Genomic DNA, 13,998 nt, shown 5'->3' with positions numbered 1-13,998 from the left:
CCGCGTTGAGCGCGAACAGTCCCCAAGGTATGCCCCAAACACTAGGACTTGTGGCGACACGCCGAACCACCACTACATCTTGTGCCTGGTCGCGAATCTTACCGATTACATTCTCAGATGAGTTCGCGAGGTGCTCGGGTCGATTGCCCGGCACAGGGACTACATTTGCACCATGACCATCTGGAAGGCGATCCTCGACGGCTTTGCTGCCGATCAGATCGCCGGTACCCTCTTCGCCCCCGCCCGCGAAGGCACTCGCGCACCGTGGCCGAGCTGGGTGCACGAAGCCATTCCCGCTGGACTTGCCTCCCTTGGCGTACCGTCGCCATGGAGCCATCAGGTCGACGGCATGGAAGCCATCCACGCTGGCCACCACACCGTGATTGCAACCGGAACCGGCTCGGGCAAGTCGCTGACAGCGTGGGCCCCGCTCCTGTCGCACATCCTTTCGCACAGGGAGGCTACCAGGCTCTCCGAGATCCGTAAGAAACCAACGGTCCTCTATCTGGCTCCCACGAAAGCACTCGCGGCAGATCAACTCGACAGCCTCACGCACCTTGTTTCCGTCACGGGAGACAGCATCAAACCTGCAACAGTTGATGGCGATACACCCTCCGAGGTGCGGCGATGGGCAAGAGCCCACGCCAACATCATCCTGACGAATCCGGACTTCGCACACTTTTCGATGTTGGCTGGCCACGAGCGGTGGCCCCGTCTGTGGAGTGGTCTTACCGCCATCGTCATCGACGAGTTCCACACCTATCGCGGAATGACAGGAGCGCAAGTTGCACTCGTGGTCCGCAGGATGCTTCGCATGGCACGGCACTACGGGGCTAACCCGACAGTCATATTCTTGTCTGCAACTGCGGCAAACCCGGGTGGTACCGCCGCGCGCTTTCTCGGCGTTGACGCCAACCAAATATCGGTTATCGACGAAGACACGTCGTCCCACAGCGCATCGAGCCTCGTGATTGCCCGGGGGCGGGCCATCCCCCAAAGGTCCGATCAGTCCCTTAACGAGGACAGCATCGTAGTCATCGACCAAGAAGAACAACCGGTGCGGCGCTCCGCGCTCAAGGAAGCCGCCCAGGCGGCCTCCCGCGCCGTTGCGTCCGGCGCCTCGACGCTCGTGTTCAGCCGTTCCCGGGCGGGTGCGGAAACGATCAGCCAGCTGGTTCGCGAGGATCTTGCCGATCACGGATCTCCCTATAAGGATCGGGTCGCCGCATATCGCGGCGGCTACCTGCCAGAAGAACGCCGAGAACTCGAGGAAGGTCTCCGTAGCGGAGACATTCGAGCACTTGCCACGACGAATGCGCTCGAGCTCGGCATCGATATCTCGGGCCTCGACACGGTTGTCATGTCCGGGTGGCCGGGCACGCATGCTTCGTTCCGGCAGCAGATGGGCCGAGCGGGCAGGGCTTCACAGGATGGGATTGCCGTTCTTATTGCGCGCGACGATCCTCTCGACCAGTACTTGGCCGAGAACGTTGCCGGGCTCCTTGAACAACCTGTCGAAGCTCAGGTCTTTGACCCGAGCAATCCGTACATTCTTTCGGGGCACGTGTGCGCCGCAGCTTCCGAGCTTCCGCTGACCGCCGACGACGCTCAGATCTTCGGGTTCCAGACAACGGAACATTTCGATGAGCTCGTTGAAGCTGGACTGCTCACCTACCGAAGCGGGGCATGGCGCTGGAATGTGGCTCTCGGAGCCTCCGCGCACGAACTCGTTGACATTCGGGGCGGGGGAAGCGAGATTTCGATCATCGAGGGCTCCACGGGTTCGCTTCTCGGCACGGTATCGGCCGGTCAGGCAGACACCACTGTCCACCCCCAAGCTGTCTATATTCATCAGGGCTCTCCTTTCATTGTTGAGTCGCTCGACGCCGAACGAGCAATAGTCGAGCCTTATCGGGACGAGGAAATCCGTACGTTTGCCGTTGCGGAGACGGCCGTGGAAATCGCTGAGACCAAGCACGAGGTTCCCCTTAGGGATGGCGTCCTCGCATTCGGCGATGTGCTTGTCGCTTCTCGCGTGACGGGTTACGACACAAGGCGGAGCAGGGACGGTCTTTATCTCGGCCGGTCTCCGCTGGAGATGCCGTTGCGGGAGCTACCTACCCAAGCCTGCTGGTGGACGATCTCGGACGTGCGGTGTGCCGAACTCAAGCTGACTCCCGATATCCTGCCCGGTGCACTGCACGGCTTGGAGCACGCCGCAATCGGGCTGCTTCCACTTTTTGCCACCTGCGACCGGTGGGACATTGGCGGACTGTCGACCGCACTTCACGTGCAGACCGGGAGTCCGACGATCATCATTCACGATGCGTCTCCGGGAGGTTCGGGGTGTGCGGAACGAGGTTTCCATGCGGCGAGGCCCTGGCTCGAGGCGACGGTAAGCCGCCTCGAGTCCTGCCCCTGCCGGGACGGGTGCCCCTCATGCATTCAGTCCCCGAAGTGTGGAAACGGAAACTCCCCGCTATCCAAGGTCGGTGCACTGATTCTCGGGCGAGCGATCGTGTCCGGCATGAGCTAGCGTGGCCCGGCCTCGGCCTCTCCCGTCATTGCCGTTCCACCGAGGATTCCCAGCCGCACTTCCGCCTGTGTGGACACGACAATCCGGTCGTTCGTAACGGTGCACGAGACCAGCTCAGCATCCCGCACCACTTCGCTTGCCACGACACAGGGGTCTCCAGTTTCGAACGGGTCATGGAGAACCTGAGCCGCAGCTAGTGCCGCAAAGTCCGCCGCACCATCCGCCCGCTGTTTTGCGTCGAAGGCGGCGGACAGCCAGCCGAGGAAGATGGCCACTGATGCAAGCACGGCGATTAGGCCGAGCGATAGCACGGTGCCCGATCCTCGCTCTGGATCGTCACATCCTGGCTTCTCACTCATCGTTCGGCCTCCGCGAGCGCAGTCATGGACGACTCGGCAGTGAGGTCAAGGATCGACCAGGGGCCACCAACCGGCGCACTGACGGTTACGGTCAATGTTCTGCCGTGTTGACGGACGGTATATGACGCATCGTCACCGGCCCGATCCGCGACAAGTTCGGCAACCTCGCGGTCGCTCATCTCCATCGCGTATGCGCGGGCAGCTTCTCTTGCAGCATCGGTGACCCTCAGCTGACCTACGAGCGATACGCCAAGGCTGGCGACGAGGAAGAGGACGGCGATGACTACGGGAATTGTCATGGCCAGTTCGGCTGTGACCATTCCACGCTCGCTGTCATCTTGGTTATTCCGTTCGTCTTCCGAATCTTCCAGGGTTGGTTTTGTGATTGTCATGGTGACCTCCCGGGCCGGCCCCGAAAGGCCGGCCCGCGTTCGCTTCCTAGAAGAAGTTGAAGATGGCCTGGAAGATGTTTTCGATGGCTTCCTTGACCCAGGGCTGGTCCAAAATCCAGACGAGGAGTCCAGCAAAGGATGTGGCCGCCACCGTTCCGATGGCATATTCCGCAGTTGCCATGCCGGCTTCCGGGTCCTCCAGTGAGGCTGTCAGCTCGATGTTTTCTTCGATGTTCTCAGCGTTCATGACTGTCCCTTTCATAGACATTGCTTTCCTTGTATCTGTGCCCGGTTGAGCACGGACCTACTTTCCCGCGGAACGCAACATCCACTCCGGGGCCGAATGGCCCTCGTGGAAGTGGCTTGTCCGTTGCAGGGTGTGGACCGATCCGTAGACTGGTGGTCATGGAACTAAGGCACATGGGCGATTCGGGTCTGACGGTCTCGGCGATCGGCCTCGGCGGCAACAATTTCGGGCGGAAGAACACGGCTACGGAGGATCTTGAGGGCACGCGCGCTCTCGTGAACGCGGCATTGGACGCGGGGATCACGATGTTCGATACCGCGGATATGTACGGCATGGAGCCTGGACTGTCGGAGACGCTTCTCGGTCAGGCTCTCGACAAGAACCGGGACGACATTGTTCTGGCCACGAAGTTCGGCATGAACATGAAGGGCGCAAACGGCAAGGACTTCGGCGCTCGCGGTTCCCGGAGCTATATCGTTCGCGCGGCCGAAGCATCGCTTCGGAGGCTGGGAACGGACTACATTGATCTGTTCTACTACCACACGGTTGACGAAAATACGCCGTTTGAGGAGACCCTCGCGGCCCTCGATGACCTGGTCACGTCGGGCAAGGTTCGTTACATCGGTCATTCGAACATGACGGGCTGGCAGATTGCCCACGCCGACCACCTGGCTCGGGAGCTCGGTACGGAACGGTTCATTGCGTCCCAGAACAACTTCAATCTCCTGGACCGACGAGCAGAGCTTGAAGTACTGCCTGCCGCAGCCCATTTTGGTCTCGGCGTTGTTCCCTACTATCCGCTCGCCAACGGTCTCCTGACCGGCAAGTACACGGATGGCAAGGCCCCCGACGGGTCGCGACTCGATGTGGTTAAGCCGCAGCTCATGGAGACCACCGACTTCGATCAGTTGAAGGAGTTCCGGGAGTTCGCTCAAGCACGCGACCTGACCGAGCTAAATGTTGCCTTCGCTTTCCTCCTGGCTTCCTACCCCGTTGCATCGGTGATCGCCGGAGCGACAAGACCGGACCAGATTACCGCCAATGCGAAGGCGGCCTCCTGGGTTCCCACCGAGGACGATCTTGAGGAGCTCAGCGAGATCTTCCCGCCCACGCCAAAGGTCGCGCTCTTCTAGAACACGTCACCCCTAGCCTCCGAGGACTGTCATCCCGAGCGAAATGATGATCGGGGCGACTCCGAGGAGGAAGAAGGCAGGCAGGAAGCAGAGACCAAGTGGGAGGACAAGCCGCACGCCAAGACGGGCGGCTGCCTCCTGGGAGTCTTTGAGACGCCTGGCACGCACCGCGGAAGCGGCCCGGCGGAGCATAATTGCGGGTGGGGCACCATCAACCCAGGCTGGTTCAAGGGCCTTCGACAGTCTGGTGAGCCTCCCGGATCTGCCTTCCCATGCCTCATCCCATCCCGCTCCCATGAGGAGTGACCGGGCCGCGCTCTTTGCGTCCTCCGCTTCCGGTCCGGGCGGCAAGCACCGACCGAGCGCCCGAAGGGCCGACGGGATTGAGGAGCCGGAGACAACGAGAGCAGTTGCCAGGTCGATGACCATGGCCTCGTCGATTGGCTGTGGCTTCGGGGGTGGAAGCGGCTTTTGTTTAGGTAGCCGCCTGCCGGGTAGCGCCAGGAGCACGACAAGAAGGATGCAGACAACAACGATCACGGTTGCCTGCCAATCGCCCCGTCGGTCTGCGCCGTACGGACGAGCCTGCGGACAATGATGACTCCCGCAATCTCGAAGCAGATTCCGAGGATTAGAAAGACCCGACCAAGGGCTGAGCCGAGGAGGAACCCGACCGGGTCAACTCCCATCATGAACCCCAGCCCAATCCCAATGATGGGAAGCCAGGCCAACATCGTGGCCGTCGACTGGGGCCCTCTTAGCGCAATCTCCCGGGCAGCTTGCGCCTCCCCCGCCTCGGTCAACCCCTCGGCACACTCATCGAGCACATCAGCCATGGGAGCACCTGTCTCCCAGGTCAACCGTGTCGCCGCCAGCAAGGAAGGCAGTGCAATTCTCGTGACGTGAGTGATTCGGGGAGCTCCGGTCAGGAACGCTCGGACGCGGTCCGCCGGGCCGGACTGTCTGTCCAGCTCGGTGAGGATCCGCGGTGTCCCCCGTCGGTCAAGAACGGGTTGGCGGACGGGTAGTCCGGTACGTTCCAGGGACACCTGCCAGGCTTTTTCCACTCCCATGCCGGCCCGTAGCCGCGTAGCCACTTCGGAGGCGAGAACCCCCAAATCAATATCGTGACGCTTCGGGAGCGTAGGAAGCTTCCTGCGGGAAATTTGTCGTTGCTGACGCGGCTTCGGCAGACGGCGGGCCGGGCCTGCAGCGATGATAGCTACCGCGAGAACCAACCCGATGATGACACTCACGGTATGAGGTCCTTGTCCAGACCAAGCCGCTCGCTGAGCCGGTCCCAGGCTTGCCCACGTTCGGGAACCCCGTCAACCATGCGCAGAGCTGCGGTAGACACGAGCCGTTGGCTCGTGCGTGTGAGAACGGAGATGTGGTCAACCTTCCGCCCCCGGGGTGTCCTCTTGATGTGGACGACGGCGTCAAGGGCCGCAGATGCCTGGGCTGCGACCGTCTGCTCCGACATTCCTGCAAGTGCACCAAGCGCAACGAGGCGCGCCGGCACGTCCTGCGCGGCATTGGCGTGGATCGTTGCCCAGCCGCCCTCGTGCCCGGTATTGAGGGCCGCGAGGACGTCGCGCACTTCCGCACCGCGACACTCTCCGAGAACAAGACGATCGGGTCTCATGCGCATGGCGGCACGAACCAGGTCACTCATCGACACTTCACCCGCACCCTGCACGTTTGCGTGCCGCACTTGGAGGTGAATGCAGTGGGGATGGGTGGGCCGTAGCTCGGCCGACTCCTCAATAACGATGATTCGTTCTTCGTGGGGAACGAGGCCAAGAAGCGCCGCGAGCAGTGTTGTCTTTCCCGAGCCCGTGGCACCCGAAATCATGACGTTGGCTCGCTGGTTGACCATGGCGGTAAGGACTGCGGCGACCGTTGGGTCAACGGTTCCAAATTCGCCCAGGTCCTCGAGGGTAAGGGCAACGGATCTCTGGGTTCGTAGGGAGATGAGGGTGCCTTCGGCGGCGAGTGGCGGCAGGACCGCATGGAGCCGCACGCCGTTCGGGAAGGTACCGTCGACAATTGGGGAGGCATCATCGAGCCGCTGCCCACATCGGGCAGCGAGCCGCACAGCTAGTTTCCTGACCTCTTCATCATCATCCAGCTCTGCCGCACTTTCGTGGACCTGTTGAAGCCCGTTACCTCGGTCAACCCATACGCCTTTCGTTCCGTTAACGAGAACGTCGGTGACACTGAGGTCTTCGAGCAGGGGCTGAAGAACGGGGCCCGCTCCTTCAAGCTGTTGGAGGATGCCCTGGCCAAGCGATGCCACGGAAGCAATGGAAATAGCGCCCGGTACGGCACTGGCAATGACGGTGCCGATGGGGTCCCCGCCGACAACTGCGGCGCGGGCCTGCGCCAGGTCCGCGGCTTTCACGATGCCACCCTGGTCGCGATGCGTCGAATATCGCGGGACGAACCGGATCTAAGCCGGTCACCCGGTGTCATGCCGTGGGAAATATCCCCGTCGAAGGTTCTCTCAAATCTCAGGGGAACCGCTTCCGGACCGAGCTGGTGAGCCGCGTCCTCGGCTTGCCCGATGCTTTTCACCCCGGCAATAACAAGGGTGAACGACATTGTTTCCGGCAGGAGTGTGAGCACCCGCTCCGCGGCTGCCAGGCTCAGAATATCCGCCCGAGTGACAAGGACGAGGTGGTCAAGCCAACCGAGGAGTTCCGCTGTCGGCCCGTGACGGAGGATGGCATGTCGCGGTAAATCAACTATGGTGACGGCACTGATCTGTGCGACCGCGGAGGCAACAAGCACCCCGGTGCGATCCGCGATTGGCACACCGCCGCGTTGATCACCGCTCAACACCCGAACTTTCTTCCATTCGGGGAGTGATTCCACGAGCCTGCCGGGAAGAAGTGTCCCAGTTTCTCGTGCCACATCCGCCCATCGTTTGCCGGTCTCCGGGAGGCTGAGCAGGACACCGTAGCCGGGCGAGAGCGGATCAAGGTCAACCAGGCTCGCACTACCGTCGAGGGCGAGCTCTCTTGCCAACATTGCCGATAGTACTGTTGCTCCCGCTCCCCCGTGGGCACCGATCACTCCGACGATGATTCCTCGCTGGGTCGCTCCGGCGGCCACAAATAGTTCGAGAAGGTCGCCAGGCTGGGTTCTCGGGTTCACCACCACGTGCTGTCCGGCGAATTCGGGCTGGAACAGCTCATTGAACCTCGCGCTGACTGCCCGAGGGTCCCCGGGTTCTTGGACGAGAGTGAGAATCGCGGGCGGAGCATCACCGCCAGGTGGCGCGGTCGAAGTATCGACGCCGGCCACCGTGGCGAGCCGTTCAATGTCGGTAATCAGATCGGTCGACGAGGCCCTGATGAGCACAGTTGTCAGGGGCTGCGTCCGAATCCTGCGGTGTGAGACCTTGTCGTTCATACCCCCGAGTTTGCTCCGACACCCCGTGAGGCTCTGTTCCGCTCAGGTCATCCTGTGGATGAATTCAGTCAACGAGGGGATCAGTACGCCCGGCAAGAACCGATTGGGAAATCCGCAAGGATTCACTCATCGCATCAACGTAGACGTCGGCAACGGCACCAATCCACGCATCCATTCCTTCCTGTGTTCCTGCGCTGTAAAGAGCAATCTGGCTTTCGAGCGAGTCAAGGTTAAGTACAGCGGTTCCCGTTGGTTCGAAGCCGCGCCCTGTTCCGAGCCACCTGATAAACGAATCCCTGATCGTCCGGTCAGCATCGACCGATAGCGGTTGCATGATCCATTGGCCGGCAAGCACGGAGAGGACAATGAGGCCGGGAGCATTTGCTTCGGCGACTTCGATGATGAGCTCCTGCTTTGCAGCGTCTTCCTCGGAGAGGATCCCAGCTTCTTCCCTGACGTAGTCTTGGGGATCAGTTGAGCCCGCGTCTCGGTGCAGGCTCGCGAGCATGGCCCGGACCGGACGGTGCGAGGGCGGGGAAAGATCCTTCGTATTAAGCGGAGGCATTTCGGCAACAGCGTCACTGTGGCATCGCCAGGAGGCCGCCGCGACCCTGTCTTCCGGTTCACCCTGCCAGGCAACCTGCTCCCGCAGTGTCTTTGCCGTGACATCGATGCCGGACCTGCGGCAGTCGGCAAGAACCCAGCGGATACTCGATTCTGTCCTGGCACCTTCCCAGCCTCGGCGGAGCCCCGTCGAGAATCTGACGGACCTGACGGCTTGGGAAACTCGTGCCGCACCGGCGCTAGCTTCGGGCAGTTTGCCAAGTGTCTTCAGCGCTGTGACCAGGGGAGTATCTGCCGAATCCATAAACCCAACGGTATGTCGACGGGCGCGTGTTCCACAAAAATGCGCCAGATTCGGTATAGCGTCGACTTATACCGACTAGGAGGCCACAGTGTCGACACCAACCGATCCTTATTCCCGACCGGACCACGAGGACGGCCACGACGATATTCTCGATCCGCTTCCCGAGGAGCGCGAGGAACGCAATATCGCCGAGCCCTCTGACACTCCGGCACACGAGGCGCCCGCTGACGCGCCCGTGAACAACGACGAGGCCCTCACTCCGCCTCCGTCAGACGACTCCCCCGCTTTCCGCAACGCTTCCCGTTTCGACAGCGAGCCGGCACAGAACCAGCCGACGCAGGGCGGGCCAATTCCTTCGAACTCGCACGAGGGCGAAGCTTCCGTGGCTGATGATCCGGAGTTCACCGAGTCTGAAACTGAGTCCACCAGGTCGTGGACGCCCTCGTTCGATGATGATGTGGATGAACCTGCTGGAGCAAAGCGTTCCGAGGATAACCTCACCCGGGAAACCCCGGAGGACAGGGCGGCCGCACGCGAACGCTGGGAACGCGAGTTCGGCAACGTCGATACCACGCCACGCTCCGAGGACGACACGGTGATTGCGGGCAATGACCCGGCAACCGATGCCACTGCAGTTCGTAGCCCAGCAGCTACCGATCAGACTGTCATGACGCCTCCCGTCGCGGCCCCGGCAGGAGCTAACTACCCGAACCGCACATCGGTGTTTAACCGGGTCGGTGCAGAAAACGTAGCTTCGTCGCCCTCGACGATCGCCACTCCTCCCGAGACTGTCGCGCCCCGCCACGACACGAACGGTTTCCGGTTCCAGGAGCCGATCCCCGAAGAGCCGCGCGGCCGCGGATGGGCGCACGTTGGCGTGTTCTTCGCGACCCTGATCGTTGCGCCACTGGCCTGGTATCTCGTTGCCGATTCCGGGGTTCGCCTTGTCGGCCTCGAAGATTCTGCCTGGAACACGGGAACCGTGGATTGGCTCGTCGTCCTCGAGCTTCTTGGCGCACTCCTCTGCCTCGCTGTTCTCTGGTACCTGGCCAGCTTCTCCTCCGTTGGAGCAATCGTTATCGGCCTGATCATTGCGATCGCCGGTGCCATTGCGATTTTCGCTCCGGCTTTTGCTCAGGATCTTCTGACCGGATCCGCGATGCGTAACTTCTCGGAGATCAGCGACTTCACCGGCAACGTTGCCTACCACCTGACAAACGATGCGGCGTCTGGCAGGCTCACGGTTTACGGATTCGTTCTGTTCATGACCGGAATCGTCTCCCATTCCGCCCGCCGGTTCGGAACAGACCGGGGAGATGTCACCGGCCGCCGAGCCGTTCTCCTGTCGAGGAACCCAAACTCCTAGGCTATTCTCGGACGTATACCAGTGCGGGTGCGGGCTCTGCCTGCACCCGCAACATCTATGAGGAGAATCGTGCCTGTCGACAATTCGTGCGTGACACTGCCGGGCCCCTGGCAGCATCGCCTCGTTCGGGCGAGTGGCGCCCAGTTCCACGTGGCCCAGGCGGGCACCCTGAAAGAAGACAGGCCTCTTATCCTTCTCATCCACGGCTTCCCCGAGTACTGGTACGCGTGGCGTCACCAGATCCCGGCTCTCGCCGAAGCCGGCTACGCGGTTGCGGCCATGGATGTTCGCGGCGCGGGCGGAAGCGACCGCACCCGGCACACGTTCGATACCCCCACTCTGGCTAACGATGTCATTGGTGTGATCCGCGCTGTGGGAGCCTCAAAAGCGATTCTGGTCGGTACCGGCTCCGGCGGTGCGCTGGCCTGGTCCGCGGCCTCACTTGCTCCGAGCCTGATCGCAGGAGTAGCCACGATCTCGGCACCCCATCCCGTTGACACGTTCCGGCTCGGTCTTCACGTCACGTTCCGCACGTGGCGCCACTACCTATCGGCGTTCCTCCCCCAGCTTGCCGAGAAGAGCCTGACCAGCCGCGACAAACTGAAGAAGCTTCTTGCCGCGGTGTCCGCACCCGGCAACCGGGGCGCAGTCGAAGCTGTCGACTACTATTCGCAGGCCCTTCAGCTTCCCAATGCCGCAAAGACTCAGCTCCAACAGCTTCAGTGGACGTGGGGTATGACGCGGCGTCCCTCGGGCCGCAAGCACCTCGATAAACTCTCTAGCCCGCTAAACATCCCGGTCCTCACTGTCCGTGGCGATCTCGATCCACTCCTGCCCACCAGGGCTTGGGCCAGCACGAAGAAGCATGTAGCCGCCGACTACCGCCACGTTGTCCTTCCGGACACGGGCTACCTCGCGCACGAGGAGAACCCCGACGAGATCAACCGGCTGCTACTCGAGTTTCTCGCCGAGCACGCCTCCTAGCAGAACGCTGCACTGCGCTCGTTGTCAGGCTCCGCTGAACCTTCTTCAGCCCATCCACCCGCACCCTAGGTAAGGGGGTATGAGGGGCACAGGTCAGCGATCGGGCACGCTTCACATGCTGGCTTACGAGAGTGGCAGATCCTTCGCCCATGGAATATCAGCCGGTGACAGGCCATGGTCCACTCCTCTTCGGGAAGCAGTTCGGCAATGTCGGCTTCTACCTTGACCGGATCTTCATTTCTCGACCAACCCAGTCGCCTAGCCAGGCGACCCACATGCGTATCGACCGTGATTCCAGGTATTCCGAACGCATTACCGAGAACGACGTTCGCGGTCTTCCTACCAACTCCGGGAAGACCGATCAGCTTCTTCTGATCGGCGGGGACTTCCCCGTCGTAACGTTCGGTCAGCGCCTGCCCCATGCCGATCAGCGACTTGGCTTTCGCACGGAAGAACCCCAGGGGGCGGAGGATGTCTTCCATTTCTTCCCTGTCTGCCTCCGCATAATCCAGCGCAGTCGGATAACAATCAAACAGCTCCGGAGTCACCGAGTTCACCCGCACATCCGTCGTCTGTGCAGACAACACGGTGGCAACAAGTAACTCGAGAGGGGTACGGTAGTCCAGTTCACATCGAGCATCGGGATAGTACCTGGTCAGAGCCTCGTTCACTGCCACTGCCTGTTCTATCCGAGCGGATTTTGAACGTGGCCTGGGAGGGAACTTCTTCTTCTGGACCGTCATAATCCATATTATGCCCCTTGTCACATAGGATAGTCTTATCCATGACCTGCCAATGCCAGTCGGTCGGCTCGGCAACGCTAGACATATTTGAAAGGTAGAAAGCATTGGAGACAAGCATCATCGCTTCGGTTCCGCTCTTTGCGGGCCTGTCGGAGGAGGATCAGGCAAGGCTCACCGAGCTCATGTCTGAGGAAACGCTCCGCCGCGGCGAGTCCCTCTTCCACGAGGGCGACTCCGGAGACAACCTGTTCATCATTGTCGACGGCAAGATCAAGCTCGGCCACGCCTCTGACGATGGTCGTGAGAACCTCATCGCCATCCTTGGCCCCCGTGAGATCATCGGCGAGCTATCGCTGTTTGACCTGGGCAAGCGCTCGACCTCGGCCACCGCCGTTGCTCCGACCACGCTCCTGTCACTCTCCCACGAGGACCTCATGGGCTTTATCGACACCAACCCAGACATGGCTAAGCACATGCTCCGCCAGCTCGCGCAGCGCCTGCGCCGCACGAATGAGCTCATGGCTGACCTCGTGTTCGCAGACGTGCCCGGCCGTGTCGCCAAGGCACTCCTTGATCTTGCCTCTCGCTTTGGTGAGCGGACCCAGGAGGGCGTCTACGTCGCCCACGACCTCACACAGGAAGAGATCGCCCACCTGGTTGGCGCTTCCCGCGAGACCGTCAACAAGTCCCTTGCTGACTTCGTTTCCCGCGGCTGGATCCGCCTCGAGGGACGCGCTGTCACCCTTATCGAGATCGGACGCCTCGAGAAGCGGGCTTCGTAGATCTCACGGCCCGTAGCTACTCACAGTTACGGGATCCAGACCATAAAGAATGCGGCGGGGAAATCCCCGCCGCATTCCGCCTTTCGGCTAACTTTTAACCTTGGCACGGCCACACGGTGCCTAGACTAAAAGGGTTCAGTTAGTCATTTCGCGATTTCACGATCTGACACGTTATCTCTATTTCTACCGGAACGTTCATAGGTAGCGCAGCAACTCCAACGGCTGAACGGGTGTGCTTCCCGCCCTGCCCGAAGATTTCGCCAAGAAGCTCCGATGCTCCGTTGACGACCTTGGGCTGGTCATAGAAGTCGGGCGCCGATGCTACGAAGCCGGTGACGTGAATAATCGAGGCGATCGAATCAATCCCGCCTGTTGTCTGCGCAACTGCCGCCAGTGCGTTGAGTGCACATGCCCTGGCCGCCTCGTAGGCATCGTCGAGGGATACCTCGGCGCCAACCTTCCCGACGGTCTTGATCTCGCCGTCAACGAAGGGGAGCTGCCCCGAGCTACGCGCAACGTTCCCGATCATCTTCGAAGGAACGTAAGCCGCGAGCGGCTTCGCGACCGGAGGCAACACGAGCCCCAGTTCTGCGAGGCGGCGGCTTGGTACAGTCACTCAAGACTCCTTTGGACGCTTGAAGTAAGCGATAACGTTTTCGGTCCCGGCAGGCCCGGGGGTGATTGTCACAAGTTCCCAGCCCTGACTTCCGAAGTTATCAAGAATGGTCTTCGTGTTGTGGATGAGAAGCGGTGCAGTCAAGTATTCCCATTTGGTCATGCTTGGATTCTACCGAACAACCTCATCCGACGCTCTATCGATTACTAAATCTGGGAATTCGTCCGGCCCGGAGCTCCACAGAGATGGGATCTTGCGAGGTGTGCAGACGTTTATACCAGTTCTGCTCGTTCGGGAATCGACGCTGGAGTGCACGACGCTCCCGTTCGGTGAGGCCACCCCAAACTCCGTATGTTGTGTTCGAGTCCAATGCATCCGACAGGCATTCCAACCTGACCGGGCAACTAAAGCAGACTTGCCGAACCTGTCTCTGTGCGGCACCCCGGACGAAAAGACTGTCCGGATCCACGTTTGAGCACGCGGCTTGCGCGGCCCAGGTCTGTCCTTCTAACAAAAGAGACATTTGCGCTCCTTCACCCGAGGCTTCCTCGACTC

Annotated in this window: 17 protein-coding genes; 5 read left to right on the top strand and 12 right to left on the bottom strand. The window is 61.2% G+C overall.

The window, feature by feature from the left end; all coding sequences use genetic code 11:
• Positions 1-172 precede the first annotated feature (172 nt).
• Complete coding sequence (locus tag EJ997_RS10655; RefSeq protein WP_126704537.1) at positions 173-2,536, top strand: DEAD/DEAH box helicase; 2,364 nt, start codon at positions 173-175, stop codon at positions 2,534-2,536.
• On the opposite strand, the gene EJ997_RS10650 is transcribed toward EJ997_RS10655, so the two are convergent.
• From EJ997_RS10650 to EJ997_RS10640, 3 genes are read right to left on the bottom strand one after another with little or no spacing between them, the layout of a single operon-like run.
• Positions 2,533-2,895, bottom strand: a complete 363-nt coding sequence (locus tag EJ997_RS10650) for an Rv3654c family TadE-like protein (protein WP_126704536.1) — start codon at positions 2,893-2,895, stop codon at positions 2,533-2,535. The two genes, EJ997_RS10655 and EJ997_RS10650, sit on opposite strands and share 4 nt — an antisense overlap.
• Positions 2,892-3,287, bottom strand: a complete 396-nt coding sequence (locus tag EJ997_RS10645) for a TadE family type IV pilus minor pilin (RefSeq protein ID WP_126704535.1) — start codon at positions 3,285-3,287, stop codon at positions 2,892-2,894. The genes EJ997_RS10650 and EJ997_RS10645 overlap by 4 nt, the downstream gene beginning before the upstream one ends.
• Before the next feature lie 46 nt (positions 3,288-3,333).
• Positions 3,334-3,555, bottom strand: coding sequence for a DUF4244 domain-containing protein (locus EJ997_RS10640; RefSeq protein WP_126704534.1), 222 nt, complete (start codon positions 3,553-3,555; stop codon positions 3,334-3,336).
• A 137-nt stretch (positions 3,556-3,692) separates the two neighbouring features.
• On the opposite strand from EJ997_RS10640, the gene EJ997_RS10635 reads away from it, so the two are divergent.
• A complete protein-coding gene (locus EJ997_RS10635; protein WP_126704533.1) occupies positions 3,693-4,667 on the top strand; it encodes an aldo/keto reductase in 975 nt (324 codons plus the stop codon).
• Between the two features lie 12 nt (positions 4,668-4,679).
• On the opposite strand, the gene EJ997_RS10630 is transcribed toward EJ997_RS10635, so the two are convergent.
• From EJ997_RS10630 to EJ997_RS10610, 5 genes are all read right to left on the bottom strand, one after another.
• Positions 4,680-5,207 carry a type II secretion system F family protein gene (locus EJ997_RS10630; RefSeq protein WP_126704532.1) on the bottom strand — a complete coding sequence of 176 codons (528 nt, stop codon included), beginning with the start codon at positions 5,205-5,207 and terminating at the stop codon, positions 4,680-4,682.
• Positions 5,204-5,923 carry a type II secretion system F family protein gene (locus tag EJ997_RS10625; protein ID WP_126704531.1) on the bottom strand — a complete coding sequence of 240 codons (720 nt, stop codon included), beginning with the start codon at positions 5,921-5,923 and terminating at the stop codon, positions 5,204-5,206. Before EJ997_RS10625 ends, EJ997_RS10630 begins: the two co-directional genes overlap by 4 nt.
• The gene (locus EJ997_RS10620; RefSeq protein ID WP_228201481.1) at positions 5,920-7,071 is read right to left on the bottom strand and encodes a TadA family conjugal transfer-associated ATPase; all 1,152 of its coding nucleotides are present in this window, start codon (positions 7,069-7,071) and stop codon (positions 5,920-5,922) included. Before EJ997_RS10620 ends, EJ997_RS10625 begins: the two co-directional genes overlap by 4 nt.
• Entirely contained in the window at positions 7,068-8,084 is a 1,017-nt protein-coding gene (locus tag EJ997_RS10615) for a hypothetical protein (RefSeq protein ID WP_126704529.1), read from the bottom strand. Before EJ997_RS10615 ends, EJ997_RS10620 begins: the two co-directional genes overlap by 4 nt.
• 64 nt (positions 8,085-8,148) lie before the next feature.
• Positions 8,149-8,952 (bottom strand): hypothetical protein, encoded by an 804-nt coding sequence (locus EJ997_RS10610; protein WP_126704528.1) that lies wholly within the window; start codon positions 8,950-8,952, stop codon positions 8,149-8,151.
• An 88-nt stretch (positions 8,953-9,040) separates the two neighbouring features.
• On the opposite strand from EJ997_RS10610, the gene EJ997_RS10605 reads away from it, so the two are divergent.
• The gene (locus EJ997_RS10605) at positions 9,041-10,318 is read left to right on the top strand and encodes a hypothetical protein (RefSeq protein ID WP_126704527.1); all 1,278 of its coding nucleotides are present in this window, start codon (positions 9,041-9,043) and stop codon (positions 10,316-10,318) included.
• Between the two features lie 69 nt (positions 10,319-10,387).
• On the top strand, positions 10,388-11,302 hold the full coding sequence (locus EJ997_RS10600; RefSeq protein WP_164719969.1) for an alpha/beta fold hydrolase: 915 nt from the start codon (positions 10,388-10,390) through the stop codon (positions 11,300-11,302).
• Positions 11,303-11,367: 65 nt separating this feature from the next.
• On the opposite strand, the gene nth is transcribed toward EJ997_RS10600, so the two are convergent.
• On the bottom strand, positions 11,368-11,979 hold the full coding sequence (nth, locus tag EJ997_RS10595; protein WP_323052612.1) for an endonuclease III: 612 nt from the start codon (positions 11,977-11,979) through the stop codon (positions 11,368-11,370).
• Positions 11,980-12,149: 170 nt separating this feature from the next.
• Between nth and EJ997_RS10590 the strand changes: the two genes are divergently transcribed.
• Positions 12,150-12,827 carry a Crp/Fnr family transcriptional regulator gene (locus tag EJ997_RS10590; RefSeq protein WP_228201480.1) on the top strand — a complete coding sequence of 226 codons (678 nt, stop codon included), beginning with the start codon at positions 12,150-12,152 and terminating at the stop codon, positions 12,825-12,827.
• 139 nt (positions 12,828-12,966) lie between these two features.
• Here the strand turns inward: EJ997_RS10590 and EJ997_RS10585 are convergent, their stop codons facing one another.
• Genes EJ997_RS10585 through EJ997_RS10575 form a run of 3 tightly spaced genes read right to left on the bottom strand, consistent with a single transcriptional unit; the run spans position 12,967 to position 13,966 of the window.
• Complete coding sequence (locus EJ997_RS10585) at positions 12,967-13,443, bottom strand: RidA family protein (RefSeq protein WP_126704524.1); 477 nt, start codon at positions 13,441-13,443, stop codon at positions 12,967-12,969.
• Complete coding sequence (locus EJ997_RS10580; protein WP_126704523.1) at positions 13,444-13,605, bottom strand: DUF4177 domain-containing protein; 162 nt, start codon at positions 13,603-13,605, stop codon at positions 13,444-13,446.
• A 34-nt stretch (positions 13,606-13,639) separates the two neighbouring features.
• Positions 13,640-13,966: a WhiB family transcriptional regulator gene (locus EJ997_RS10575; protein WP_126704522.1), complete on the bottom strand. Its 327-nt coding sequence runs from the start codon at positions 13,964-13,966 to the stop codon at positions 13,640-13,642.
• Between the last annotated feature and the right edge of the window lie 32 nt (positions 13,967-13,998).

The sequence above is a fragment of the Flaviflexus ciconiae genome (genome assembly GCF_003971195.1).
GTDB classification, from domain to species: domain Bacteria; phylum Actinomycetota; class Actinomycetes; order Actinomycetales; family Actinomycetaceae; genus Flaviflexus; species Flaviflexus ciconiae.
This window is presented reverse-complemented; position numbering and strand designations above follow the sequence as displayed.

Excerpts from the sequence above, each read along its gene's own strand:
- EJ997_RS10635 (WP_126704533.1), top strand. The coding sequence starts at position 3,693 with ATGGAACTAAGGCACATGGGCGATTCGGGTCTGACGGTCTCGGCGATC.
- EJ997_RS10650 (WP_126704536.1), bottom strand. The coding sequence starts at position 2,895 with ATGAGTGAGAAGCCAGGATGTGACGATCCAGAGCGAGGATCGGGCACC.
- EJ997_RS10615 (WP_126704529.1), bottom strand. The coding sequence starts at position 8,084 with ATGAACGACAAGGTCTCACACCGCAGGATTCGGACGCAGCCCCTGACA.
- EJ997_RS10640 (WP_126704534.1), bottom strand. The coding sequence starts at position 3,555 with ATGTCTATGAAAGGGACAGTCATGAACGCTGAGAACATCGAAGAAAAC.
- EJ997_RS10655 (WP_126704537.1), top strand. The coding sequence starts at position 173 with ATGACCATCTGGAAGGCGATCCTCGACGGCTTTGCTGCCGATCAGATC.
- EJ997_RS10575 (WP_126704522.1), bottom strand. The coding sequence starts at position 13,966 with ATGTCTCTTTTGTTAGAAGGACAGACCTGGGCCGCGCAAGCCGCGTGC.
- EJ997_RS10610 (WP_126704528.1), bottom strand. The coding sequence starts at position 8,952 with ATGGATTCGGCAGATACTCCCCTGGTCACAGCGCTGAAGACACTTGGC.
- EJ997_RS10645 (WP_126704535.1), bottom strand. The coding sequence starts at position 3,287 with ATGACAATCACAAAACCAACCCTGGAAGATTCGGAAGACGAACGGAAT.
- EJ997_RS10580 (WP_126704523.1), bottom strand. The coding sequence starts at position 13,605 with ATGACCAAATGGGAATACTTGACTGCACCGCTTCTCATCCACAACACG.